The organism is uncultured Pseudoxanthomonas sp., assembly GCF_947498795.1.
Classification (GTDB): domain Bacteria; phylum Pseudomonadota; class Gammaproteobacteria; order Xanthomonadales; family Xanthomonadaceae; genus Pseudoxanthomonas_A.
On the sequence record NZ_CANMLQ010000006.1, the window covers coordinates 159,251 to 181,707 of the forward strand.

Sequence of the window (22,457 nt, forward strand, 5' to 3'; positions counted from 1 at the left end):
ATGGCGAACATCATCACCCGCGCCGCCGATGGCGTAGTGGACTGGTTCAACGCGCGCGCGCCGGGCTTCATGCCCGTGTACCGCAAGCACATGAGCGAGTACTACGCGCCAAAGAACTTCAACATCTGGTACATCTTCGGCGTGCTGTCGATCGTGGTGCTGGTCAACCAGATCCTGACCGGCATCTTCCTGACGATGCACTTCAAGCCGAGCGCGGCGGAAGCCTTCGCCTCGGTCGAATACATCATGCGCGACGTGGAGTGGGGCTGGCTGATCCGCTACATGCACAGCACCGGCGCGTCGCTGTTCTTCATCGTCGTCTACATCCACATGTTCCGCGGCCTGATGTACGGCTCGTACCAGAAGCCGCGCGAACTGGTGTGGATCCTCGGCATGCTGATCTACCTGGTGCTGATGGCCGAAGCCTTCCTGGGCTACGTGCTGCCGTGGGGCCAGATGTCGTTCTGGGGAGCCAAGGTCATCATCTCGCTGTTCGGCGCCATCCCGGTGATCGGCAACGGCCTGACCGAGTGGATCATGGGCGACTACCTGCCCAGCGATGCCACGCTCAACCGCTTCTTCGCGCTGCATGTCATCGCGCTGCCACTGGTCCTGCTGCTGCTCGTGGTGCTGCACATCTTCGCCCTGCACGAAGTCGGCTCGAACAACCCCGACGGCGTCGAGATCAAGAAGGGGCCGAAGGGCAACCGCTGGTCGCCCACCGCCCCGGCGGACGGCGTGCCGTTCCATCCGTACTACACGGTCAAGGACGGGTTCTACGTCGGTTGCTTCCTGATCCTGGCGGCCTTCATCGTGTTCTTCGCGCCGGCCATGGGCGGCTGGTTCCTGGAGCACGACAACTTCAGCGAAGCGAACAAGCTGGTCACCCCGGCGCATATCAAGCCGGTGTGGTACTACACGCCCTACTACGCCATGTTGCGCGTGGTGCCCAACAAGCTGGGCGGCGTGCTGGTGATGTTCGGCGCCATCGCGATCCTGTTCCTGGTGCCCTGGCTGGACCGCGCCAAGGTCAAGTCCTACCGCTACCGCGGCGTGCTGTCGAAAGTGCTGCTGGGCCTGTTCGCGATCAGCTTCGTCTGGTTGGGCAAGATCGGTGCGGGCCCGGGTACGGATCCGGTGGAAACCATCATCGGCCGCTTCCTGACCGGCTTCTATTTCCTGTTCTTCCTGACCATGCCGATCTGGACCAAGATCGACAAGACCAAGCCAGTGCCCGAGCGGGTGACGACGCATGACTAAGACTTTCGCCTCTCGCCTAGCTGTGTTCGCCAGCGGGTTGCTGATCTCGTTCTCCGCGTTCGCCGCCGAAGGCGGCGCCACGCTGCAGGCCGGCAACGACCTGGGTGACCGCGCGTCGCTGCAGCGCGGTGCGCAGCTGTACATGAATTACTGCGCCGGCTGCCACTCGCTGAAGTACATGCGCTACTCGCGCATCGCCGACGACCTGGGCCTGACCGAAGACGAGGTGATGAACAACCTCAACTTCACCGGCGCCAAGTTCGGCGAACAGGTGCAGGTGTCCATGCCGGCCGCGGGTGGCGAGAAGTGGTTCGGCAAGATGCCGCCGGACCTGAGCGTCATCTCCCGCGTGCGTGGCAGTGACTGGATCTATACCTACCTGAAGTCGTTCTACCTGGACGAATCGCGTCCGCTGGGCTGGAACAACAAGCTGTTCCCCAACGCCTCCATGCCCAACCCGCTGTGGGAGCTGCAGGGCCTGCAGCACGCCGAATTCGGTCCGGTCGATCCGGCCACCGGCGAGCGCCATGTGGAAAGCCTTAAGGTGACGCAGGCCGGCCGGCAGGACGCGCGTGAGTTCGACCAGACTGCGCGCGACATCACCAACTTCCTGGAGTATGTCGGCGAGCCGGCGGCCCTGAAGCGCCAGAGCATCGGCGTGTGGGTGATCCTGTTCCTGGCGGCACTCACGTTCCTGGCCTACCTCCTGAAGGAGGAGTACTGGAAGGACGTCCACTAAGGACGCCGCATCTGCCGCCACGGCGCGGGCACACGCCCGCGCCGTAGACGGAGTTGCCGGGCATTGGGGTTGCTTGGCTTTTTCCGGCGGGGATTGCACACTCAGGGACCGGGGCGACCTTCGGCAAGGGGCCGACGGCGTCGGTGCGATCGGCGGATTCCGGTCGTCGGAGAGCCGTGAATGGCTGCGAGCCCACGTATGCGCAATACACTGACGTTGTTTTCCTCCACCGATGACGTGCTCTGCCACCGCGTGCGGCTGGTGCTCGCCGCGAAGGGCGTGAGCTACGACCTGGTGCCGGTGGATCCGCAGAACCCGCCTGAAGACCTCATCGATCTGAATCCCTACCATTCCGTGCCCACGCTGGTGGAGCGCGATCTGGTGCTCTACGCCGCGTCGGTGGTCAGTGAATACCTCGACGAGCGCTATCCGCATCCGCCGCTGATGCCGGTGGATCCGCTTTCCCGCGCCCGTCTGCGCCTCGCCATGCTGCGCATCGAGCACGACTGGGTGCCGCAGGTGCAGGCCATCCAGCTGGGCAACAAGCAGCAGGCGGAAGCCGGTCGCAAGCGCCTGAAGGAACTCCTGACGGCGTCCGTGCCGCTGTTCAAGGCGAGCAAGTTCTTCCTCAATCCCGAGATGAGCCTGGCCGACTGCGCCATGGCGCCGATCATCTGGCGCCTGCCGTCGCTGGACGTGCCGCTGCCCAAGGACGGCAAGGCGATCGAGGACTATGGCAACCGTATCTTCCGGCACCCCGGCTTCCTGCGCAGCCTGACGGATGCGGAGAAGAAGCTGCGCGAAATCCCGGCCTGACCGGCTGCCGTGCAGGATCAGGCCGACGCGATGCGATTGGCTGCCGAGAAGTGAAATGACCGACGCCTCTTCCCGCATGACCAGCCATCGCCCGTACCTGTTGCGGGCCCTGAACGAGTGGATCGCCGACAACGGCATGACGCCGCACCTGCTGGTCGACGCGACGATGGCCGGCGTGCAGGTGCCCGCCAGCGCGGTAAAGGAAGGCAAGGTGGTGTTGAACATCGCCGAGCGCGCCGTGGTGCGGTTGATGATCGACAACGATGCGGTCAGCTTCACCGCCCGCTTCGGCGGCGTGAGCTACGCGGTCCATGTGCCGATCAGCGCGGTGCTGGCGATCTATTCGCGCGAGACAGGGCAGGGCATGGCGCTGCCGGACGACGTCCCGCACGACGCGGAGGCGAGCGGCGACCACGAGGATGCCGCGCATGCACAGGACTCGCCCCCCGATGACGACACCCCGCCGCCCGGTGGCGGCAAGCGTCCGCCGTTCCTGCGCGTGGTGAAGTAAGTCCGTTGCGTCGGGCGTCCGCCGTCTGCGGCGGTCAGTGCCGCTCGATCGACGTCACCGACGGGGTGACCGGTCCGACGAAGGCGACCAGCTGCCCCTTGCGCAGCACCAGGCGTCCGACATGGCGGTCGATGCCGTCGTGCGAGTACTCGAAGCGGAAGCTGCGTTCGAAGCCCAGCCACCCATCCTCGCCCCGGCGCAGGCGCCACCCGCTGGCATGCACGCTCTGGTCGAGCCAGATGACCCCGGCAGCTTCGCAGGCGTTCCGCCCCAGCGCGATCGCGCGCTCGGCCGCCGCGCGCGCCGCATTCCAGTAGGCGAAGGCGGCGCCGGCCGCGATCAGCCACAGCAGGGCGCTCAGCGGCGACATGCCGGCCTCACGGTGCGGGACCGAGTTTCATCGACAGGTCGATGGCGTGCACGTGCTTGGTCAGGCCGCCGATCGACACGAAGTCGACACCGTCGTCAGCGATGCTCCGCAGCGTGGTCAGGTCGACGCCGCCCGACACCTCCAGCGGAATGCGGCCCGCATAGGGAGCCGCCTTCGCGCGGCGGACGGCTTCCCGACGCGCATCGGCGTCGAAGTCGTCGATCAGGATGCGTTCGCAGCCCTCGGACAGTGCTTCGTCGAGCTGCGCCAGGGTTTCCACTTCCACGATCAGCGGCAACGACGGCTGCGCCTGGCGAGCGGTGCGTATTGCGGCGGCCAGCGATCCGGCGGCACGCACATGGTTCTCCTTGAGCATCACCGCATCGTAGAGACCGATGCGATGGTTCCTTCCACCGCCGCAGAGGACCGCGTACTTCTGCGCCAACCGCAAGCCCGGCAGCGTCTTGCGCGTATCCAGGACGGTGCACCCCGTACCCCGCACCGCGTCGACATATGCGGCGGTGGCGGTGGCGGTGCCGCTGAGGGTCTGCATGAAATTCAGCGAAGAACGTTCGGCAGTGACGAGCGCGCGCGTGCGCCCGGCGAGCGTGGCGAGCACGGTGCCGGGCTGCACCCGGTCGCCGTCCCGCACGCGCCAGTCGATGCGGACCTCCGGATCGAGTGCGCGATGGCAGGCCTCGAACCACGGACTGCCCGCCACGATGGCTGCCTCCTTGCAGAGCAGGTAAGCGATGTCGGCGGCGTCGGGCAGCAGGGCGGCGGTGACATCGCCACTGCCGATGTCCTCGGCCAGCGCGCGGGCCACATCCGACGCGATGGCATCCGCGGGCGGCGGCGTCGGGCGCGTGCTCATCGCGAGGGGAAGTCCCCCGCCTGCGCGGTGGCGATCGCCTCCTCGGCCAGCAGCACGGGAATGCCGTCCTCGACGCGATACACGGTCTTGCGGTCATGCGTGACGAGCGCTTCGCGCAGCGGCTCGGCCTGCGTGGTGTCGTCGGCGCGCTTGACGTGTCCCTCGCCGATGGCGCGGTTGAGCGCTTCCAGCCCGCGCGCTTCGAGCATGGCCAAGGGCTGGCGGGTGGCGGGGCAGCAGAGAAGGTCGAGCAGTTTGCGGTCCATGTGGGGACTCGATCAGCGGTTCGGTCAGGAGGGTAGAATACGTCTTTGCGACAGAGGACGGCCATGACCGCCAGTGCTTCCCGCCCCATCGTGGGCATCGTGATGGGTTCCCGGTCCGATTGGGAGACCATGCAGCACGCTGCGCAGAAGCTGGATGCGCTCGGCGTTCCTTACGAGGTGAGAGTGGTCTCGGCGCATCGGACTCCGGACGTGCTGTTCTCTTACGCTGACGAAGCCGCCTCGCGCGGGTTGCGCGCCATCATCGCCGGTGCAGGCGGCGCCGCCCATCTGCCGGGCATGCTCGCCGCGAAGACCGCAGTGCCGGTGCTGGGTGTACCCGTGCAGTCGAAGGCACTCAACGGCATGGACTCGCTGTTGTCCATCGTGCAGATGCCGGCGGGCATTCCGGTGGCGACCTTCGCCATCGGCAATGCCGGGGCAGCGAATGCCGGCCTGTTCGCCGCGGCGCTGCTGGCGCCGGAGCATCCGGCCATCGGTGCCGCGCTCGCGGCGTTCCGCAGCCGCCAGACCAACGACGTGATGGCGCACGACGATCCGCGCCAGCCGCTATGACGACCGTCGGCATCCTGGGCGGTGGGCAACTGGCGCGTATGCTGGCGCTGTCCGGCGCGCCACTGGGCTTGCGCTTTCTCGTGATGGATACCGCCGCGGATGCGTGCGCCGGCCAGTTCGCCCCGCTACTGGTGGGCGACTATCGTGACGAAGCGGCGTTGGCCGAATTCGCTTCGAAAGTCGACGTGGCCACCTTCGACTTCGAGAACGTGCCCGCGGAGAGCGCGGAGTGGCTAGCCGGCCGCGTACCGGTGTTCCCCAATCCGCGCGCGCTGGCGGTGGCGCAGGATCGCCTGGTCGAGAAGAGCCTGTTCCGCGATCTGGGGATTCCGGTCGGCGACTTCGCCGATGTCGGCAGCCTCGAGATACTGCGCCGCGAGGTCGAACGACTCGGAGGCGCGTGCATTCTCAAGACGCGTCGCCTGGGCTATGACGGCAAGGGACAGTTCCGCATCAAGTCGCCGGCGGACGTGGATGCGGCGTGGAAGGCATTGGGGACGCAGGCAGGGACCGTCGGCCTGATCGTCGAAGCCTTCATCCCGTTCGAGCGGGAGCTGTCCGTGGTCGCCGTGCGTAGCCGCGATGGCGAATTCCGCACTTGGCCGTTGACCGAAAACTGGCATGTCGACGGCGTGCTGTCGGCCAGCCTGGCGCCGGCACGCGTCGATGCGGCACTCGCCGAAGCGGCATGTGCGCACGCACGGCGGTTGGCGGAGTCGCTCGACTACGTGGGCGTGTTCGCGCTCGAACTGTTCTACCGGAACGGCGAACTGCTCGCCAACGAGATGGCGCCGCGTGTACACAACTCCGGCCACTGGACCATCGAAGGTGCGGAGACGTCGCAGTTCCAGAACCATCTGCGCGCCGTGCTGGGCCTGCCACTCGGCGACACCCGCGTGCTGGGCCACGCCTGCATGTTGAACTGGATCGGTGAGATGCCGGAGGCGTCGTCCGTACTCCAGGAGGCCGGCGGCCACTGGCACGACTACGGGAAGGAGCCGCGGGAGGGGCGCAAGGTGGGCCACGCCACGGTCCGCGCCGACGATGCCGCATCGCTCGCCCACGCCTTGGCCCGCATCGGTGTCGCACTCGAGCGCCAGGCGCAGGTGGCGCCGGTCATTGCGCGCCTGACCGGCTGACGCGGGCGATCATCGGCGGGAAACGCAGAACGGCCGGATCATCCGGCCGTTCTGATGTGTGCGGCATCGCGCCTCAGCGACAGCGGCCGAAGCGGTCGGGCGACGCGCCCGGTCCGCCCTTCGGGCCGGGCGGATTCTCCCAGTTGGTACCACGGCCGCCGTGCGGTCCCGGCGGGTTGTTGTCGAGGTCCAGCCAACAACGCCTGGCCTGGTTCCACAGGCCGTAGCGGGGATGCCAATAGCCGTACTGGGGATTGAAGTAGTAGCCGTTCTTCCCCACGACGAACTCGTAGCGCTTGCCGCCGTGCCGGTACCAGCGGCGATCGGGCGACGCGCCCGGGCCGCCCTTCCAGCCGGGCGGATTCTCCCAGTTGGTGCCGCGGCCGCCGGCCGGGCCGGGCGGATTGTTGTCGCGGTCGCGTGGCGCCGCGTCGGCGTTCGCCGACATCGCCAGCAGGACGGTGAGCAGGGATCCAGCCAATCCGTAACGCAGTGCCATGGTGTTCTCCTCGGGGTTGGGACCACGGCTCCTGGAACGCCCGCGCACGCGCCGTTGTTGACGCGTGGCCTCGCCGCATTCATCGGCCAGCCAGCGTCGCGAAAAAAAAACGGCCGGGTTTCCCCGGCCGTTTCCGAAGCGTGCAGGCGCCCGCGATCAGCGCAGGTTGCCGGCCACGAAGTCCCAGTTGACCAGGGCCCAGAACGATTCAACGTACTTCGGCCGCGCGTTGCGATAATCGATGTAGTAGGCGTGCTCCCACACGTCGATCGTCAGCAGCGGCTTGTCTTCGCCCGTCAGCGGGGTGGCCGCATTCGACGTGCTGGCCAGCGCCAGCGAACCGTCCGGACGCTGCACCAGCCAGCCCCAGCCGGAACCGAAGGTGCCGATGGCGGTCTTGGTGAACTCTTCCTTGAACTTCGCGAAATCTCCGAACGCCTTGTTGATCAGTTCGCCCAGTTTGCCGCCTGGCTCGCCGCCGCCGTTGGGCTTCAGGCAGTTCCAGTAGAAGGTGTGGTTCCACACCTGCGCGGCGTTGTTGAACATGCCGCCCTGCGACTTGCGCACGATGTCCTCGAGCGATGCATCGGCGAACTCGGTGCCCTCGATCAGCTTGTTGAGGTTGTCGACGTAGGTCTTGTGATGCTTGCCGTAGTGGAAGTCGATCGTTTCGCCGGAAATGTGCGGCTCCAGCGCGGTGCGGTCGTAGGGCAGGGGGGGCAGTTCGATGGCCATGGCTCGGTTCCTTACGCTAGGCGGGTCAAAGGGGGATGCCCGGCATCGGTGGGCGATGCAAAGGCTTACACTATGCAATCCGCAGGCGCAGCCGGCGGAACGGACCGAAAGTGTACCCGACGGTGGTTGCCAAACCGTCAAGGAAGGAGAAATCAGCATGCCGGTGATGGAACGCATCCAGGCCGAAGTGGATGGCCACCCGATCGTCCTTTTCATGAAGGGCACGCCGCAGTTCCCGATGTGCGGTTTCTCCAGCCGTGCCGTGCATGCGCTGCGCGATGCCGGTGCCGAACACCTGCACGTCATCAACGTGCTGGAGGAGCCGGAGATCCGTGCGAACCTGCCGCGCTTCTCCAATTGGCCGACCTTTCCCCAGCTCTTCATCAATGGCGAACTGATCGGCGGCTGCGACATCACCCTGGAACTGCACGAATCCGGAGAGTTGCGGCGGATCGTGACCGAGGCCTTCGCTCCGTGAGTCTGGTCGGCCTCCCCACGCGCGCGCCGCGTGCGCTCGATCAGCGCGTCGTGCTGGTCAGCGGTGCCCATGGTGGCCTGGGCAGTGCCGCAGCGGTGGCGTGTGCTGAGGCGGGCGCCACCGTGGTACTGCTCGGACGCAAGGTGCCCAAGTTGAACCGCGTGTACGACGCGGTGGCCCAAGTCGGTGCGGAACCGCTGCTTTACCCGCTGGACCTCGAAGGTGCCACGCCCGACGACTATGCAGAACTCGCCGATCGCCTGCATGCCGGCTTGGGCCGGCTGGACGGCGTGCTGCATTGCGCGGCCGAGTTCAAGGGGCTGACCCCGCTCGAACACACCGATCCGGCGGCATTCGCGCGCGTCGTGCATGTGAACCTCACTGCGCCCTGGTGGCTGTCGCAGGCCTGCCTGCCCCTGCTCAAGCAGTCGGCCGACGCGGCTGTGGTCTTCAGTGTCGACGACCTGTCGCGTGTCGGGCAGGCCTATTGGGGCGCTTACGGCGTGGCCGAGCATGCGCTGACATCGCTGGTCGGCATGCTGCATGCCGAACTGGCCACCAGCCCCGTGCGGGTGTCCGCGCTGCAGCCGGGGCCGATGCGCACCGGGCTCCGCGCGCGCGCGTACGCCGACGACACCGACGCGCAGGCGTGCGAGGCGAAGGAATACGCCTCCGCCTGTGTCACCCTGCTGTCATCGGCAGGCGCCACGCACAGGGGGCAGATATGGAAGGTACGGGCATGACCGTCCTGTCGGCGGCCCTGCTGCTGTTCCTGATCCTGGATCCGCTGGGCAACGTCCCGGTGTTCCTCAGCGTGCTCAAGCCGCTGCCGCCGCGTCGCCAGCGCATCGTCGTGGTGCGCGAACTGCTGATCGCGCTCGCTGTACTCATGCTGTTCCTGTGGTGCGGCAAGTACGCGCTCGAAATGATGCACCTGCGGCAGGAGTCGGTGGCGATCGCCGGCGGCATCGTGCTGTTCCTGATCGGCGTGCGGATGATCTTCCCGCGTCCCGAAGGGTTGATGGGCGAACTCCCCGGCGGCGAGCCTTTCATCGTGCCGCTGGCCATCCCGCTGGTGGCCGGCCCCTCGGGCATGGCCGCCGTGATGCTGATGGGCAGCAACGACCCGTCCCGTCTTGGCGACTGGAGCCTGGCCCTGTTGCTGGCCTGGGGTGCCACCGCGGTGATCCTGTTCTCCGCGACCGTGCTGTACAAGTGGCTGGGCAGGAGCGTGCTGACCGCGATCGAGCGGCTAATGGGCATGCTTCTGGTCGCCATTTCCGTCCAAATGGTGCTCGATGGGGTGGGCACCTACCTGAAGTTGACCCCGCCCAACATCTGATGACGGCGGGTCCCGGGGCCTGCTGCTGGCGGGGCTGACGGGTGCCTTCCGCGAGTCGCTGCAGTGTCATGCTGCGGTGCGGAATATTGTCATGCCGCGGTCACAAAATGGTCCTATCGTGTTAACCTGTTATTAACCTCCGCGGACGCCGCGTGGGCCATGGGAACCCCTAGCACGCCCTCCAGAACCGACCCCACCGGGCGGTTCCGCACGTCCTGTCAGCCAGCTTCGCCACATCACTCCCGTACCGAGGTTTATCCGATGAACCAATCCCGTCGTCTTCGCCTGTCCAAGCTCAGCCTTGGCCTCGTCGTCGCACTCGCCGCCGCGCCTGCCTTCGCGCAGAGCACCTCGGCCGGTGTGGGCGGCCTGGTCACCGACAATGGTGGCCAGCCCGTCACCGGTGCTGAAGTGACCATCACCCACATCGAATCCGGTACGGTCAGCCGCGCCACCACCGATGCCAGCGGCCGTTACACCGCGCGCGGCCTGCGTGTGGGCGGTCCCTACCAGGTGACGATCACCAAGCCGGGTTCGGGCACCAAGACTGAAGACAACATCTACCTGCAGCTCAACCAGACCAGCACCGTCAATGCGGCGCTGACCGGCGACCTGACCACGCTCGAGACGGTCACCGCCGTGGGCTTTTCGGGTGGCTCGGAAGTGTTCAGCGCCACGAAGATGGGTTCGGGTACCAGCGTCGACCGCGTGACCATCGAGAACCTGCCGTCGATGAACGGCAACATCCAGGATTTCATGCGCCTCGATCCGCGCGTGACCTTCAGCGACCGCGCCTCGGGCAGCATCACCGCCGGCGGCCAGAACCCGCGCTTCAACAAGATCACCATCGACGGCGTGTCGGCCAGCGACACGTTCGGCCTGGAAGGCAACAACATGCCGACGCAGCGCCAGCCGGTGTCGATGGAGGCCATCGAGGCCATCGACATCAACCTGTCCAACTACGACGTCACCATGGCCGGTGCCGCCGGCGCCAACGTCAATGCCGTGACCAAGTCCGGTACCAATGAATTCCACGGCTCCGTTTACGGCACCTACCGTGATGGCGACTGGTTCGGCGACTACCCGGCGCGCATCGCCGGCAGCTCGCTCGACGTCACCGGCCTGCCGTTCGACGAGTACGACGACGAGACCACCTGGGGCGTCACCCTGGGCGGCCCGATCGTGAAGGACAAGCTGTTCTTCTTCGCCAACTACGAGAAGTTCAAGCAGACCAACATCGGCCCGGCCGGCAAGAGCCAGGGCACCAACCCGCTGGCCGCCGGCACCGCCGACTTCAGCCCCACCGACCTGGCGGAAGTGCAGCGCATCGCGCGCGATGTGTGGGGCTTCGAGCCGGGCGACCTGACCGGCGCCGGCGATACCGAGCTGGAAGAGTACGCACTGAAGCTGGACTGGAACATCAGCGACGCGCACCGCGCCAGCCTGCGCTACAGCAAGCTCGAGCAGAACCGCGTGCGTCCGGAAGCCTCCACGGCCAGCATCCTGTCGCTCAGCTCCAACTGGTACAACCACGTCAAGACCGTGGAAAGCTACGTCGGCCAGCTGTTCAGCGACTGGTCCGACACGTTCTCGACCGAGTTCAAGGTGTCCTACCGCGACTATTCGGCCGTCCGTGTCAGCCCGACCACCGCGCCGACCATCCAGGTCTACTTCGACGATGGCGTGACCGGCAACGGCAACGACAACCCGATCGGCACCAGCAGCAACAGCTTCAGCGGCCTGGACGCGATCCGCCTGGGTACCGAGCGCAGCTCGCCCGGCAACGCGCTGCTCACGGAGACCTGGAACTACTTCGGTTCGGCCACCTGGACCGTCGGCGACCACGACATCAAGTTCGGCGCCGAGTACAGCGAAAACGAGATCTACAACTTCTTCCTGCAGGACTACTGGGGCAACTACAGCTTCTACGTTCCGCGTCCGCTGGTCGGCGGCACCCGTACGTCCGACTTCAGCAACCTGATCAACGGTCGCTACTTCGACTACGACCTGCAGACCAACCCGACCGACCCCGGCATGATCGCCGCGCGCTACAAGAACAAGGGTCTCGGCTTCTTCGTGCAGGATACGTGGTACGTCACGCCCAACCTGACGCTGACGCTCGGCGTGCGCGCCGACAAGCCCAGCGCCAGCCCGGCCGCGCCGTTCAACGCGTGCTTCGCCGCCGCTCCCGGCACGACGAACGCCGCGTGCACCGGCGGTACCTACACCGGTGGCTTCGGCATCGCCAACAACAACACCTATAACGGCGATTACATCATCCAGCCGCGCTTCGGCTTCAACTACACCTTCGACTGGGAGCGTCCGGCCCAGCTGCGCGGCGGTATCGGCCTGTTCCAGGGCGATGCTCCGCAGGTGTGGGTGGGCAATGCCTACAGCAACACGGGCATGAACTACATCTCCTACCAGAACAACACCAACCCGACGCTGGTTCCGTTCAGTCCGGATGGCCTGGACCAGAACGTGCCCGCCGGCGGTACGGGCGTGCGCAACGTCAATGCCATCAGCGACGACTTCGAGCTGCCGTCGGTGTGGAAGGCCAACCTGGCCATCGACGTCGAGACGCCGTGGAACGGTGTCGTGGCCTCCGCCGAGCTGCTGCTGACCGACGTCAAGAACGGCCTGTTCTACCGCAGCCTCAACGTCGGCCCGGGCTACGTGGGTCCGGACGGTCGCGTGCTGTACTGGAACCCGAACAGCGGCCGTCCGTTCGGCAACACCAGCGCCGGCACCGGCCTGCTCTCGCCCAATGGCGCGCGCACCGGTCGTAACACCTACTTCGGCGACGTCTTCCTGCTGGAGAACACCAACAAGGGCAAGGGACAGCAGCTGACGGTCTCGCTGACCAAGCCGGCGTCGAGCGAGAGCGACTGGTCCTGGAGCCTGGGCTACACGCGTACCAACGCCGAGGAAGTGTCGGCGCTGACCAGCTCCACCGCGGGTTCGGGCTACGGTTCGCAGCTGGGCTTCAGCATCAACGAACCGACCAGCAGCACGGCGCGTTACGAGATCAAGGACCGCTTCAGCGGTTCGCTGAACTGGACGCACAACTTCTTCGGTGACTACGCCACCCAGGTCGGCCTGTTCTACGAAGGCCGCAGCGGCCGTCCGTACAGCTACATCTTCTCGGGCGATGCCAATGGCGACAACCGCACCTTCAACGACCTGTTCTACGTGCCCGCCGGCCCTGGCGACGTCCTGTTCGGCAGCCTGAGCGCGACCGGCCAGTTCACCGCCAACGCGGCAATGGAGCAGGCGTTCTGGGATTGGCTGTCGCGCCAGGATGGCCTGAACCGCTACGCCGGTACGTACGCCCCCGAGAATGGCTTCACCAGCAGCTGGGTGAACACGTTCGACGTCCGCATCAGCCAGGAGCTGCCGGGCTTCATGAAGGGTCACAAGTCCAAGCTCTGGATCGACATCCAGAACGTGGGCAACCTGATCAACAAGGACTGGGGCCACGTCATCGACTACGGCTTCAACGCCAACAACGCAGTGGCCACGCTGCAGGGCATGTACAACGGCAAGTACGTGTACGGCTACCGCAGCGGCACGGAGTTCGGCCAGGCGACCGCCCTCGGTATCCCGACCAATGCCGACAGCCAGACCAACGGCATTTCGCAGTGGTCCCTGCAAGTCGGTTTCAAGTACGAGTTCTGATCCGCTGCCTTACCGCGGAACGCAACACGAACGGCCGGGGAAACCCGGCCGTTTTCTTTTGGTCAGCCTCCTCTTGCCCGCGCGACTGCGCTAAAGTCCCGCCTCTGACGAACGAAGACAGGACTTTCCATGAACCAGACGGCATCGAGGGCGTTGCCGGTACAGGACGCACGCATCTATCCGCGCGGCGGCCTGGACGTGCTTTCCCGCGCCGAAGTGGCACGACTGCGCGACGCATCCAGCGGCGGCATGCACGAACTTCTGCGCCGCTGCGCACTGGCGGTGCTGACCAGCGGCAGCGCGTCCGACGATCCGCGCGCGGCGCGCGATCTGTATCCGGATTTCGACATCCAGGTCCTGCAGCAGGACCGCGGCGTGCGCATCGACCTGATCAACGCGCCGGCGATGGCCTTCGTCGATGGCGAGATCATCCGCGGCATCGCCGAACTGCTGTTCGCCGTGGTCCGCGACCTGGCCTATACAGCCATCGAACTCGGCCCCGAGTACGCGGCCGACCTGGAATCCTCCGCCGGTATCACCAATGCGGTGTTCGGCCTGCTGCGCAACGCGCGCATCCTCAAGCCCAGCGATCCGAACCTGGTCGTGTGCTGGGGTGGCCACTCCATCTCGCGCGACGAGTATCTCTACACCAAGCAGGTGGGTTACGAACTGGGCTTGCGCGGCCTGGATATCTGCACCGGCTGCGGTCCGGGTGCGATGAAGGGCCCGATGAAGGGCGCGACCATCGCGCACGCGAAGCAGCGCCGCAGCAAGACGCGCTACATCGGCGTGACCGAGCCGGGGATCATCGCGGCCGAATCGCCCAACCCGATCGTCAACCACCTGGTGATCATGCCGGACATCGAAAAACGCCTTGAGGCGTTCGTACGCATCGGCCACGGCATCATCGTGTTCCCCGGCGGCGTGGGCACGGCGGAAGAAATCCTCTACCTGCTGGGCATCCTGCTGCATCCGGACAACGCCGACCTGCCGTTCCCGCTGATCCTGACCGGCCCGACCATCGCGGCGCCTTACTTCGAGCAGATCGACCGCTTCATCCGGCTGACGCTCGGCGATGCCGCGGCCGAACGCTACGAGATCATCATCGGCGACCCGGTCGCCGTGGCGAAGAAGATGAGCGCCGGCATCCGCAAGGTGCGCGAATACCGCATCGGGCACAAGGATTCGTTCTTCTTCAACTGGGCCATCCAGATCCCCGAGGACTACCAGCAGCCCTTCGTCCCCTCGCACGAGGCGATGGCAGCGCTGCAGTTGCGGCCGGGCCGTGCCGTGCACGACCTCGCGGCCGACCTGCGGCGCGCGTTCTCCGGCATCGTCGCCGGCAACGTCAAGGAGGACGGCATGCGCCGGATCGAGGAATTCGGCCCGTTCGAGATCCACGGCGATGCGCCGATGATGCAGGCCCTGGACGAACTGCTTCGCGCGTTCGTCGAGCAACGGCGCATGAAGATCGCCGGCGAGTACCAGCCCTGCTACCGGGTGGTGACCTGAGACGCCTCAGGCGTCCAGCGGCAGGCGGATGATCGCGGTATAGCGACCGTCCGCTGTCGTCGTTTCCACGCTGCCCCGTCCCTGCGTCAACGCATGGATGCGGGCGCGGACGGAGCTCAGGCCGACCTGGTGTCCCGGCGCGGCGCGTGCCGTGCTGGAAGGCAGGGTATTGGCGACGGTGATCTGCAGATGGCCGTCATCCAGCCCGACCCGCAGGCTCAGCTCGCCGCCCGAGGTTGACGGCTCGATGCCGTGACGGATCGCATTCTCCGCCAGGGGCTGGACGGACAGGGTGGGCACCTGAAGCTGTGGGAGCACGTCGGGAACCTCCCAGTGCAGGGTCAGACGCTCACCCAGCCGGAGTTGTTCGATCTCGAGATACCGGCGCGCCAGCGAGAGATCCTCTGCCAGGCTCAGGGAGGCGCGTTGCGACAGCGCTGCCCTGAACAGGTCAGACAAGTCGAGCAGCAACTGCTCCGCCAAGTCGGGCTTGGCGTGGAGCAGCGAGATGCCCGTATTGAGCGTGTTGAACAGGAAGTGCGGCTGGATGCGTGCCTGGAGTGCCTGCAGCTTGGCGTGCTCGGCGCCGATGGCCAGTTGCATGACGTTCCATTGCGCCTGGAAGGCAGCCAGGCCCAGCAGGCCCATGATCAGTGCGATCGCCGTCACGCGTAGCGCAAAACCTGTCCACGCACCGGGTGGCATGAGCGCGAGATCGCCCAGCGTCAGCCATGCCAACACGATGACCATCCAGGTGCTGAGCAACAGGGCGACCAAGCCGATCTGTGCGACAGCAGGGGGGCTGAGTTTCGCCAATCGGGTGCGGAACACATAGAGAAGGCTCAGTGATGTCAGTGATATCCACTGGATGGCCAGGGAGGCGACGCCGAAGAAGGTCAGGCGGTCGGTTTCATGGTTGGGGGCAATGGCAAGCACGGCCGCGAGGGCTTCACCCGCCAACAATACCCAGACCAGGGTCCGTGCCTGCCAGAGAGTGTCGAGCGGCGCCAGCGCGCTCGGTGGGGACGGGTTAGTCATGAGACGAGGCATCCGAGACAGATTCCCATGATGCCCCAAGCTCTGCGTCGGCTGGCCTCCGCCCGCCTTTGAGTCGCCGGATTATGCCGTTCGTTCCGGAAAGGGTGGCACCCCACGGGCCGGGACGCTAGCGTGAGCCGTCCACTAGGGGAATGGCATGCCCGCACTACAACCCACCCCGCGCGGTACCCAGCACACCTGGCGGCGCCGCTGCCGGGGCTTCACGCTGATCGAGCTGATGGTGACCATCGCGGTGATCGCCCTGATTGCAGCGGTGGCTTCGCCCGCCATGGTCACGCTCATGAATTCAAATCGCCTCTCCAGCACAGCGGGCGAGCTTACCGCCGCTATCCAGCTCGCCCGTGCGGAGGCCATCCGCCGCAGCGCCCCGGTGGTGCTGTGCGGCAGCAACGACGGCATCACCTGCACGGCAGGAGCGGGCTGGCGAGGCTGGGCTGTGGTAGGGCGGAACAACCGTGACGCAACGCTGGCGACCATCCGGGGAGGGATTTTCCCGGCTACGTTGGATCTGGCGGGCCCCGCGGCTGGACTCACCTTCAATTCGGCTGGCCTCCTTGCGGCGGGGTCCGTGCTGACGGTCTGCATCCCCACCGACAAGCCGGCCGACAACCAGCGCGTGATCGCAGTCAGCATGGCGGGTCATGTCGTGACCAACAGGAACAACGGCGGAGGCGCTTGCCCGTGAAGTACCCCAGTCGCGCACATTCATTTTCTCGGCGCAGCCGGTCGCAGTCCCTTCGCGCGTCCCGCGGCATCAGTCTCATCGAAGTGCTCGTGGCCGTCGTCGTGCTGGGCATCGGGTTGCTCGGCGTCGCCGCCATGCAGTCCGTGGCGTTGCGGGGTGGTCAGAGTTCACTGGAGACCAGTCAGGCGATCATGCAGACCAATGCGATCCTGGACGCGATGCGTTCCAATCGCGCCAACGCCGTCAATTACAACACCGGCGGGATGGTATGCGCACAAGGTGCTGCCGGTACGCTGGCGCAGAACGACCTGCGGAACTGGATCGGCGATCTCAAGCTCAACATCACCAACAATGCGGCCGACGCCACCACGTGCGGCCAGATCCAGGGGTGCCCGCAGGCATGCGTCATCACCGTCCAGTGGGACGATTCGCGCGCCGGCGGCGGGCAGACCCGCACCATCGTCACGAGGACGACCATATGAGCATACGTGACGCCGTCGGCAGGCCGTCGCGCAGCGATGCGGCAGGCTTCAGTCTGATCGAACTGATGGTCGCCCTGGTGTTGGGGTTGCTGGTGGCCGGCGCAGCACTTGCCATCCTGCAGTCGAACCAGGCTACCTATCGTTCCAATGAGGGTTTGAACCGCGTGCAGGAAAACGCCCGCATCGCCTTCGAGTTGATGTCCCGCGACATCCGTTCTGCAGGGGGAAGCGCATGCTCCCGCTTTTCCGCAGTGGAGGGCGCGAGTTTCCAGGCGACGCGCCTGAACACTGCGCCGCTCGCGGGCACCGCCACGACGCTTCGTGTTTTCGCTGGCGATGACGCTGCTTACCGGGTTACGGGTACGACCAGCACGTCGGTGACGCTGAACAATCAGGACATCGCTGACGCCACACGTGCGTTTTCGATAGGCGACATGATTGTCCTGTGCAACAGCAACCGCACGCACGTGGTCACGGCAACCGGTGTGAGCGCCAATACGGTTACCTTCGCGGCGCTGCCTGATTATCCGGTCAACGACGCGGCGCTGTTGCCGTCCGTCACGATGGCACGTTTCCGCGACGTCAATTGGTTTGTCGCGGCGAGCGGGGGCGGTCGCCCAGGCAATTCGTTGTACATGAGCCGCATGGGCGGAGCGGCCGAAGAGGTTATCGACGGCGTGCAGGCCATCGCGTTCCAGTACTTGCAGCGCGGTGCGGCCAATTACGCGAACGTCGCTGGCGACGATGTTGTCTCGGTGCGAATCATCCTCACGCTGAGCGGGGTGGGTGACGACGGCGCTGCGATCACACGTCAGGTCTCGAATGTCGTCAACTTGAGGGCGCGTACGCTATGAGCCGGAGTTACTGCCGAACGTCGCCTGCATTTTCGCGCTCGGGCCAGCAGGGTATTGCACTGGTCGTGGTACTGATACTGCTGGTCGTGACCGCCATCCTGGGATTGGTGATCATGCGTAGTTCGGCCATGCAGGAGCTCATGGCGGCGAATCTCCGTGACCGGAGCGTTGCCTTCCAGGCGGCGGAGGGTGCGTTGCGCTTCGGCCAGGACCAGGTGCTGGGCGTCGGAAACTGGGACACACAGACGCCTGCGGTCGGTTCGCCCTGCGTGAACGGAGTCTGCCCTAGCGGATCGGCGCCCGCCTGGACCGCTGTGCCCGCCAACAGTTATGACAACGTACTTATCCCCGAAGCGCCCGAATACTGGATCGAATACATCGGTACGGGGCCTGGCCAACCCGGCGGGTGCGATTCCACTTCGGGCACGCTCCTGAACTGCGCCAACCCCATCTATCGCGTGACCGCACGCAGCCGTGCCGCCGGCCGCGCCGACGTACTCGTGCAAGCCACCGTCATCAGCCGTATTCCGGATGAGCCATGAAAACCGATCGCACTTTCCGCCTTCGTCAAAACGTTGCGCGCCGCCCTGATTGGCGGAGCCTTCTCGTGGCTTTCCTGGTCACACTGCTGACGTTGCCCGCTCATGCTGGCATCGCCATCCCCGACCAGCCGCTCACCGTGGGCGCGCGCATTCCGCCGAATATCCTGTTCGTCCTGGACAATTCGGGCTCCATGCGGAACGACTACTTGCCAGACAGTGCGCCCTCTGGCTGGCGGCGCAGCAGCTACCTGCACAACCTCATCGCCTACAACCCCGCCACCACTTATCTTCCCTGGGTGGACTCGACGGGCGCTACCATGACGGGGGGCCAGGATTTCGGCAGAGCCTATGCGGGTACTGAGCGCATTCCGCCTTTCGACAACAGCACGATCGATCTGTATCTGAATGTCGATACCGGGGGTGCGTTCATCAACGAGACGTTTTACGTCGTCAAGAATCCGGCCGGAAATCTGAACGATCAGACCAATTTCTGGCGTTATCAGATTCACTCGGATGGTGCGATCATCCGGAGCGATTTCGGCCCACGGGTGGGGACATCCTTCCCGTACAACCGGGGTCTTGACGGCCGCGGGTGCTCTACGGACACCGGCAACAATTTCCGGAACTGTGACCGAGTCAGGCCGACTGCCCGTTCGGAAGCGGATGAGCTGATCAATTATGCGACCTGGTATTCCTACCATCGCACCCGCTACAAGATCGCCAAAGCGGCCTCGGGGCGTGCCTTTGCCGAGATCGGCTCCGAGTATCGCGTGGGTTATCGCAACATCACCGGCAATACGCCCAGCAGTGGCTCGAGCGGCGGCGTAAGCTGGAGTGGCCATCCTATCCAGCAAGGCAAGCCTATTCCCGTGACGCGCAACAAGGGTCTGTTCGAGGATCCCAGTGGACCTACCGGTGCGAACAACAACAAGACGGCATGGTATCAGCGGCTCTACGCGGAGACCGGTGGCGGCAATACCCCACTGCGCGAAGCCTTGTACCAGGCGGGTCAGTACTTCGCCACGGACAGATCGAACACGGGCCCCTGGGGCGAGGATCAGTTTGCCTGCCGCCAGAACTTCACCATTCTGACGACCGATGGCTATCGGAATGATAGCGACGGATGGAATGCCGTCGGCGAAGAGGACAATGTCGCAGGCGCGGAAATCGCAAATCCCAGCGGCGCACCCTATACCTATACGCCGTCGCTTCCTTACAGGAGCGCCTATTCCAGTACTCTGGCCGATATCGCCATGCGGTACTGGAAGACCGATCTGCGCCCGGACCTCGATAACGTGGTGCCCACGTCCACGGCCAACCCTGCGTTCTGGCAGCACATGGTGACCTTTTCGGTGTCGCTCGGCGCCGCGGGTACGCTCAATCCTGAGACGGACCTGCCGGCAATCACCGCGGGCACGAAGACCTGGCCATTCCCCACGAACAACCAGCCTCCCAGCATCGACGATTTGTGGCACGCGGCAGTGAACGGTCGCGGTACGTTCGTGTTGGCGAACAACGCCGAAGATTTCGCCCGGGCACTGCGTAGTGCGTTGAGCGAGATCCGTGGGCGTGCAAGCTCATTCTCCAACGTCGCAAGCAATACGGTGTCGCTGGATACGGGCGCTCAAGTGTTCAATGCCAGCTATGTCCCAGGAAGCTGGACGGGCGAGGTGACCGCACGCTCGGTCACCGCTTCGGGCGTGGCCAGTACGATCAGCTGGGCGGCCACGCTGCCGGCGTGGAATAGTCGCAAGGTTTTCACGTCCACCGGTACGAGCGGTACGACGTTTCCTTCCGCTACGCAGCTGCCTTTGCTGGCCCGCACGGGCAGCACACTGAATTATCCGGTCAGCGCGTCCGACAATGCGAACTACATCAAGGGTGAGGAGCGACTCGAGGAGCATACGGGCGGGGGCGTACTCCGCAACCGAATCGCCACCAAGATCGGTGACATCATCGGGTCGTCGCCTGCTTACGTGAAGGAGACCAACACCCTTTATGTGGGCGCCAACGACGGCATGCTGCATGCGTTCGATGCTGCGACGGGCGTGGAACTGTTTTCCTACGTTCCGAGCATCATCAACATAAACCACCTGTCGACGCTGAGTCGCGGTGACTACGCACACAAGTTTTTCGTCGATGGGCCGGTTGCAGTGAGCAATCGTGCGGTGACGTCAAACCGGAACGTGCTGGTCGGAACGCTGGGCAAGGGGGGCAAGGGACTCTACGCGTTGGATGTGACGAATCCGGCAGCAGCGAGCGCAACGTCCGTCTACAAGTGGGAGCGTGCGTCGGGTGCCAACATGGGCCTGATACTCGGCAAGCCTTTCTTTGCACGGGTTCAGACCGGCGTGGCAGCTGTGGTGACTGCCAACGGCATCAACAGTACCAACGAGCGCGCTGTGTTGATGGTGTTGAATGCGGATACAGGCGCCGTGATCCGCGAGATCGACACTGGCGTAGGTTCCACCGCATTGCCCAATGGGCTTTCGACGCCTACGGGTATTTACGGGCCTGATGGCCGGACATTGGCATATGTCTACGCCGGCGACATGTTGGGCAATGTATGGAAGTTCGATCTGACCAGTCCGACCCCCGGTGCCTGGAGCGCAACGCGGCTGTTTACCGCCCAGGATGCCGGCGGCAAGGCGCAGCCCATCAGTGGTGCGGTGGCCCTGGGCATCCATCCTGTTACGAAGAAGCGTTGGGTATTCTTCGGTACCGGTCGTTACCTGACAGCCGAGGACGCGCAATCCACGAATGTCGATGTGCAGACGATGTATGGTTTCGTGGACGAAGGTGCCAGCCTTACCCGGGCGAGCCTTACGCCCCGCACCATCCAGGTGACCGAAGGTAACGTGCGGGCATTCGAGTCGAAGTCGGCGCTTCCCGCCGCTTCGAAGGGGTGGTACATCGATCTGCCTGTGCGTGGTGAGAGAATCATCCAGGATGCGCAGCTTGCGGCGCGGTTCATGGTCACTGCCAGCGTGATTCCCTCCGGCGATGCCTGCAATGCGAACGGCACGGGTTACATCAACGCGCTGGATGCGTTCACCGGCACGAGCGGTGGCATGTCCTACTTCGACCTCGATGGCAGGAATGGCACGGACGACACGTCCGTGAGCGGAGGTCTGCCGGTCGGTTCGGTGAACGTCGGCAATGGCATGCCGACGCTGCCCAACCTGCTCAGGGGTCTGCTGGTCGTGGGTGGCACGGGAGGCAGTGGCTTGAACTCACCGCAGACAGCCCGGCCACGGTGGGATCGGGCGTCATGGCGCGAGCTTCGGAGGGACTGACGGATGGAGATGCAGATGGATAGGTCTATGCGCCAGGGTGCGAAGGCAGGGGCCCACGCCGGATTTTCGCTGATTGAGTTGATGGTCGTAGTCGCGATCATCGGCATCATCGCCTCGATCGCGCTGCCTGCGTACAACGAACACATTCGCAAGAGCCGTCGTGCGGCAGGAACGGCGTGCCTCATGCAGGCCGCCCAGCAGATGGAGCGCTTCTACACGACCGCTCTCGCCTACAACGGGGCGGGGTCTCCAGCAGCCTTCGCTTGCGAGGGGGACACCGCCCAGTTCTACACGGTGGCGCCCGCCGCTGTGGCTGCGCGCTCTTACACATTGAGCGCGACGCCGATCGGTAAGCAGGCGGGCGACAGCTGTGGCACCCTCACCATCAATCAGGCCGGCACCCGTTCGCCGGCGACGACCGGCTGCTGGTAGAGGATTGGGCCAGTCTGACGGTCGGTCATAAAAAAAGCCGCATCTCTCGATGCGGCTCTTTTTGAACCTGGCGCCCGAAGTTGGACTCGAACCAACGACCCCCTGATTAACAGTCAAGTGCTCTAACCGGCTGAGCTATTCGGGCGGGGGCGCGTATTGTAGCCAGCGATTCCGGCGGGGACAAGCCTTGGGTTTTGTACCCGGTAATCTCGAGGGATGTCCGGCAGCCATCGCTAGTTGTGTAAACCCACCACGTTGTTCAGTGGGATTCGGGTGATGGGTGGCCTGTAGCCAAGGCTGGCATGTGGTCGATGC

23 protein-coding genes and 1 tRNA gene are annotated in these 22,457 nt (G+C 65.1%); 17 read left to right on the forward strand and 7 right to left on the reverse strand.

Going from position 1 to position 22,457, the window contains the following annotated elements; genetic code table 11:
• The 4 genes from Q0907_RS14995 (at position 1) to Q0907_RS15010 (ending at position 3,326) form a co-directional block, all read left to right on the forward strand.
• Positions 1-1,260: a cytochrome bc complex cytochrome b subunit gene (locus Q0907_RS14995; RefSeq protein ID WP_296278793.1), complete on the forward strand. Its 1,260-nt coding sequence runs from the start codon at positions 1-3 to the stop codon at positions 1,258-1,260.
• The gene (locus tag Q0907_RS15000) at positions 1,253-1,999 is read left to right on the forward strand and encodes a cytochrome c1 (RefSeq protein WP_296278792.1); all 747 of its coding nucleotides are present in this window, start codon (positions 1,253-1,255) and stop codon (positions 1,997-1,999) included. The genes Q0907_RS14995 and Q0907_RS15000 overlap by 8 nt, the downstream gene beginning before the upstream one ends.
• A gap of 180 nt (positions 2,000-2,179) precedes the next feature.
• Complete coding sequence (locus Q0907_RS15005; RefSeq protein ID WP_192269987.1) at positions 2,180-2,815, forward strand: glutathione S-transferase N-terminal domain-containing protein; 636 nt, start codon at positions 2,180-2,182, stop codon at positions 2,813-2,815.
• Positions 2,816-2,870: 55 nt separating this feature from the next.
• On the forward strand, positions 2,871-3,326 hold the full coding sequence (locus tag Q0907_RS15010; protein WP_296278791.1) for a ClpXP protease specificity-enhancing factor: 456 nt from the start codon (positions 2,871-2,873) through the stop codon (positions 3,324-3,326).
• Positions 3,327-3,360: 34 nt separating this feature from the next.
• Here Q0907_RS15010 and Q0907_RS15015 read toward each other — a convergent pair whose 3' ends face one another.
• From Q0907_RS15015 to Q0907_RS15025, 3 genes are read right to left on the reverse strand one after another with little or no spacing between them, the layout of a single operon-like run.
• Positions 3,361-3,696, reverse strand: a complete 336-nt coding sequence (locus Q0907_RS15015; RefSeq protein WP_296278790.1) for a DUF3301 domain-containing protein — start codon at positions 3,694-3,696, stop codon at positions 3,361-3,363.
• 7 nt (positions 3,697-3,703) lie between these two features.
• The gene (nadC, locus tag Q0907_RS15020; protein ID WP_299346309.1) at positions 3,704-4,570 is read right to left on the reverse strand and encodes a carboxylating nicotinate-nucleotide diphosphorylase; all 867 of its coding nucleotides are present in this window, start codon (positions 4,568-4,570) and stop codon (positions 3,704-3,706) included.
• Positions 4,567-4,836: a Trm112 family protein gene (locus Q0907_RS15025; protein ID WP_296278789.1), complete on the reverse strand. Its 270-nt coding sequence runs from the start codon at positions 4,834-4,836 to the stop codon at positions 4,567-4,569. Before Q0907_RS15025 ends, nadC begins: the two co-directional genes overlap by 4 nt.
• 63 nt (positions 4,837-4,899) lie before the next feature.
• Here Q0907_RS15025 and purE point away from each other — a divergent pair, with 63 nt between their 5' ends.
• Positions 4,900-5,409 (forward strand): 5-(carboxyamino)imidazole ribonucleotide mutase, encoded by a 510-nt coding sequence (gene purE, locus Q0907_RS15030; protein WP_299346313.1) that lies wholly within the window; start codon positions 4,900-4,902, stop codon positions 5,407-5,409.
• Entirely contained in the window at positions 5,406-6,548 is a 1,143-nt protein-coding gene (locus Q0907_RS15035) for a 5-(carboxyamino)imidazole ribonucleotide synthase (RefSeq protein ID WP_299346315.1), read from the forward strand. Before purE ends, Q0907_RS15035 begins: the two co-directional genes overlap by 4 nt.
• Positions 6,549-6,621: 73 nt before the next feature.
• On the opposite strand, the gene Q0907_RS15040 is transcribed toward Q0907_RS15035, so the two are convergent.
• Complete coding sequence (locus tag Q0907_RS15040) at positions 6,622-7,047, reverse strand: hypothetical protein (protein ID WP_296278786.1); 426 nt, start codon at positions 7,045-7,047, stop codon at positions 6,622-6,624.
• A 156-nt stretch (positions 7,048-7,203) separates the two neighbouring features.
• Positions 7,204-7,782 (reverse strand): Fe-Mn family superoxide dismutase, encoded by a 579-nt coding sequence (locus tag Q0907_RS15045; RefSeq protein WP_296278785.1) that lies wholly within the window; start codon positions 7,780-7,782, stop codon positions 7,204-7,206.
• A 157-nt stretch (positions 7,783-7,939) separates the two neighbouring features.
• Here Q0907_RS15045 and grxD point away from each other — a divergent pair, with 157 nt between their 5' ends.
• The 5 genes from grxD to ppnN all read left to right on the forward strand — a co-directional run bounded on the left by grxD (position 7,940) and on the right by ppnN (position 14,792).
• Positions 7,940-8,260: a Grx4 family monothiol glutaredoxin gene (grxD, locus tag Q0907_RS15050; protein WP_296278784.1), complete on the forward strand. Its 321-nt coding sequence runs from the start codon at positions 7,940-7,942 to the stop codon at positions 8,258-8,260.
• Entirely contained in the window at positions 8,257-9,003 is a 747-nt protein-coding gene (locus Q0907_RS15055; protein WP_299346320.1) for an SDR family NAD(P)-dependent oxidoreductase, read from the forward strand. Before grxD ends, Q0907_RS15055 begins: the two co-directional genes overlap by 4 nt.
• A complete protein-coding gene (locus Q0907_RS15060) occupies positions 9,000-9,602 on the forward strand; it encodes a YhgN family NAAT transporter (protein WP_299346323.1) in 603 nt (200 codons plus the stop codon). Before Q0907_RS15055 ends, Q0907_RS15060 begins: the two co-directional genes overlap by 4 nt.
• Before the next feature lie 261 nt (positions 9,603-9,863).
• Positions 9,864-13,280, forward strand: a complete 3,417-nt coding sequence (locus Q0907_RS15065; RefSeq protein ID WP_299346325.1) for a TonB-dependent receptor — start codon at positions 9,864-9,866, stop codon at positions 13,278-13,280.
• Positions 13,281-13,409: 129 nt separating this feature from the next.
• Entirely contained in the window at positions 13,410-14,792 is a 1,383-nt protein-coding gene (gene ppnN / locus Q0907_RS15070) for a nucleotide 5'-monophosphate nucleosidase PpnN (protein WP_299346327.1), read from the forward strand.
• 6 nt (positions 14,793-14,798) lie between these two features.
• On the opposite strand, the gene Q0907_RS15075 is transcribed toward ppnN, so the two are convergent.
• Complete coding sequence (locus Q0907_RS15075; protein WP_299346329.1) at positions 14,799-15,830, reverse strand: histidine kinase; 1,032 nt, start codon at positions 15,828-15,830, stop codon at positions 14,799-14,801.
• Positions 15,831-15,987: 157 nt separating this feature from the next.
• On the opposite strand from Q0907_RS15075, the gene Q0907_RS15080 reads away from it, so the two are divergent.
• The 6 genes from Q0907_RS15080 to Q0907_RS15105 are packed head-to-tail and all read left to right on the forward strand — an operon-like array spanning position 15,988 to position 22,142.
• Positions 15,988-16,536, forward strand: coding sequence for a GspH/FimT family pseudopilin (locus tag Q0907_RS15080; RefSeq protein WP_299346332.1), 549 nt, complete (start codon positions 15,988-15,990; stop codon positions 16,534-16,536).
• Positions 16,533-17,018, forward strand: a complete 486-nt coding sequence (locus Q0907_RS15085; RefSeq protein ID WP_299346335.1) for a prepilin-type N-terminal cleavage/methylation domain-containing protein — start codon at positions 16,533-16,535, stop codon at positions 17,016-17,018. Before Q0907_RS15080 ends, Q0907_RS15085 begins: the two co-directional genes overlap by 4 nt.
• On the forward strand, positions 17,015-17,872 hold the full coding sequence (locus Q0907_RS15090) for a prepilin-type N-terminal cleavage/methylation domain-containing protein (RefSeq protein ID WP_299346338.1): 858 nt from the start codon (positions 17,015-17,017) through the stop codon (positions 17,870-17,872). Before Q0907_RS15085 ends, Q0907_RS15090 begins: the two co-directional genes overlap by 4 nt.
• Positions 17,869-18,414 carry a PilX N-terminal domain-containing pilus assembly protein gene (locus tag Q0907_RS15095; RefSeq protein WP_299346339.1) on the forward strand — a complete coding sequence of 182 codons (546 nt, stop codon included), beginning with the start codon at positions 17,869-17,871 and terminating at the stop codon, positions 18,412-18,414. The genes Q0907_RS15090 and Q0907_RS15095 overlap by 4 nt, the downstream gene beginning before the upstream one ends.
• On the forward strand, positions 18,411-21,710 hold the full coding sequence (locus Q0907_RS15100) for a PilC/PilY family type IV pilus protein (RefSeq protein WP_299346341.1): 3,300 nt from the start codon (positions 18,411-18,413) through the stop codon (positions 21,708-21,710). Before Q0907_RS15095 ends, Q0907_RS15100 begins: the two co-directional genes overlap by 4 nt.
• A gap of 3 nt (positions 21,711-21,713) precedes the next feature.
• Positions 21,714-22,142: a type IV pilin protein gene (locus tag Q0907_RS15105; RefSeq protein WP_299346344.1), complete on the forward strand. Its 429-nt coding sequence runs from the start codon at positions 21,714-21,716 to the stop codon at positions 22,140-22,142.
• Positions 22,143-22,210: 68 nt separating this feature from the next.
• On the opposite strand, the gene Q0907_RS15110 is transcribed toward Q0907_RS15105, so the two are convergent.
• A tRNA-Asn gene (locus Q0907_RS15110) sits at positions 22,211-22,287 on the reverse strand.
• Between the last annotated feature and the right edge of the window lie 170 nt (positions 22,288-22,457).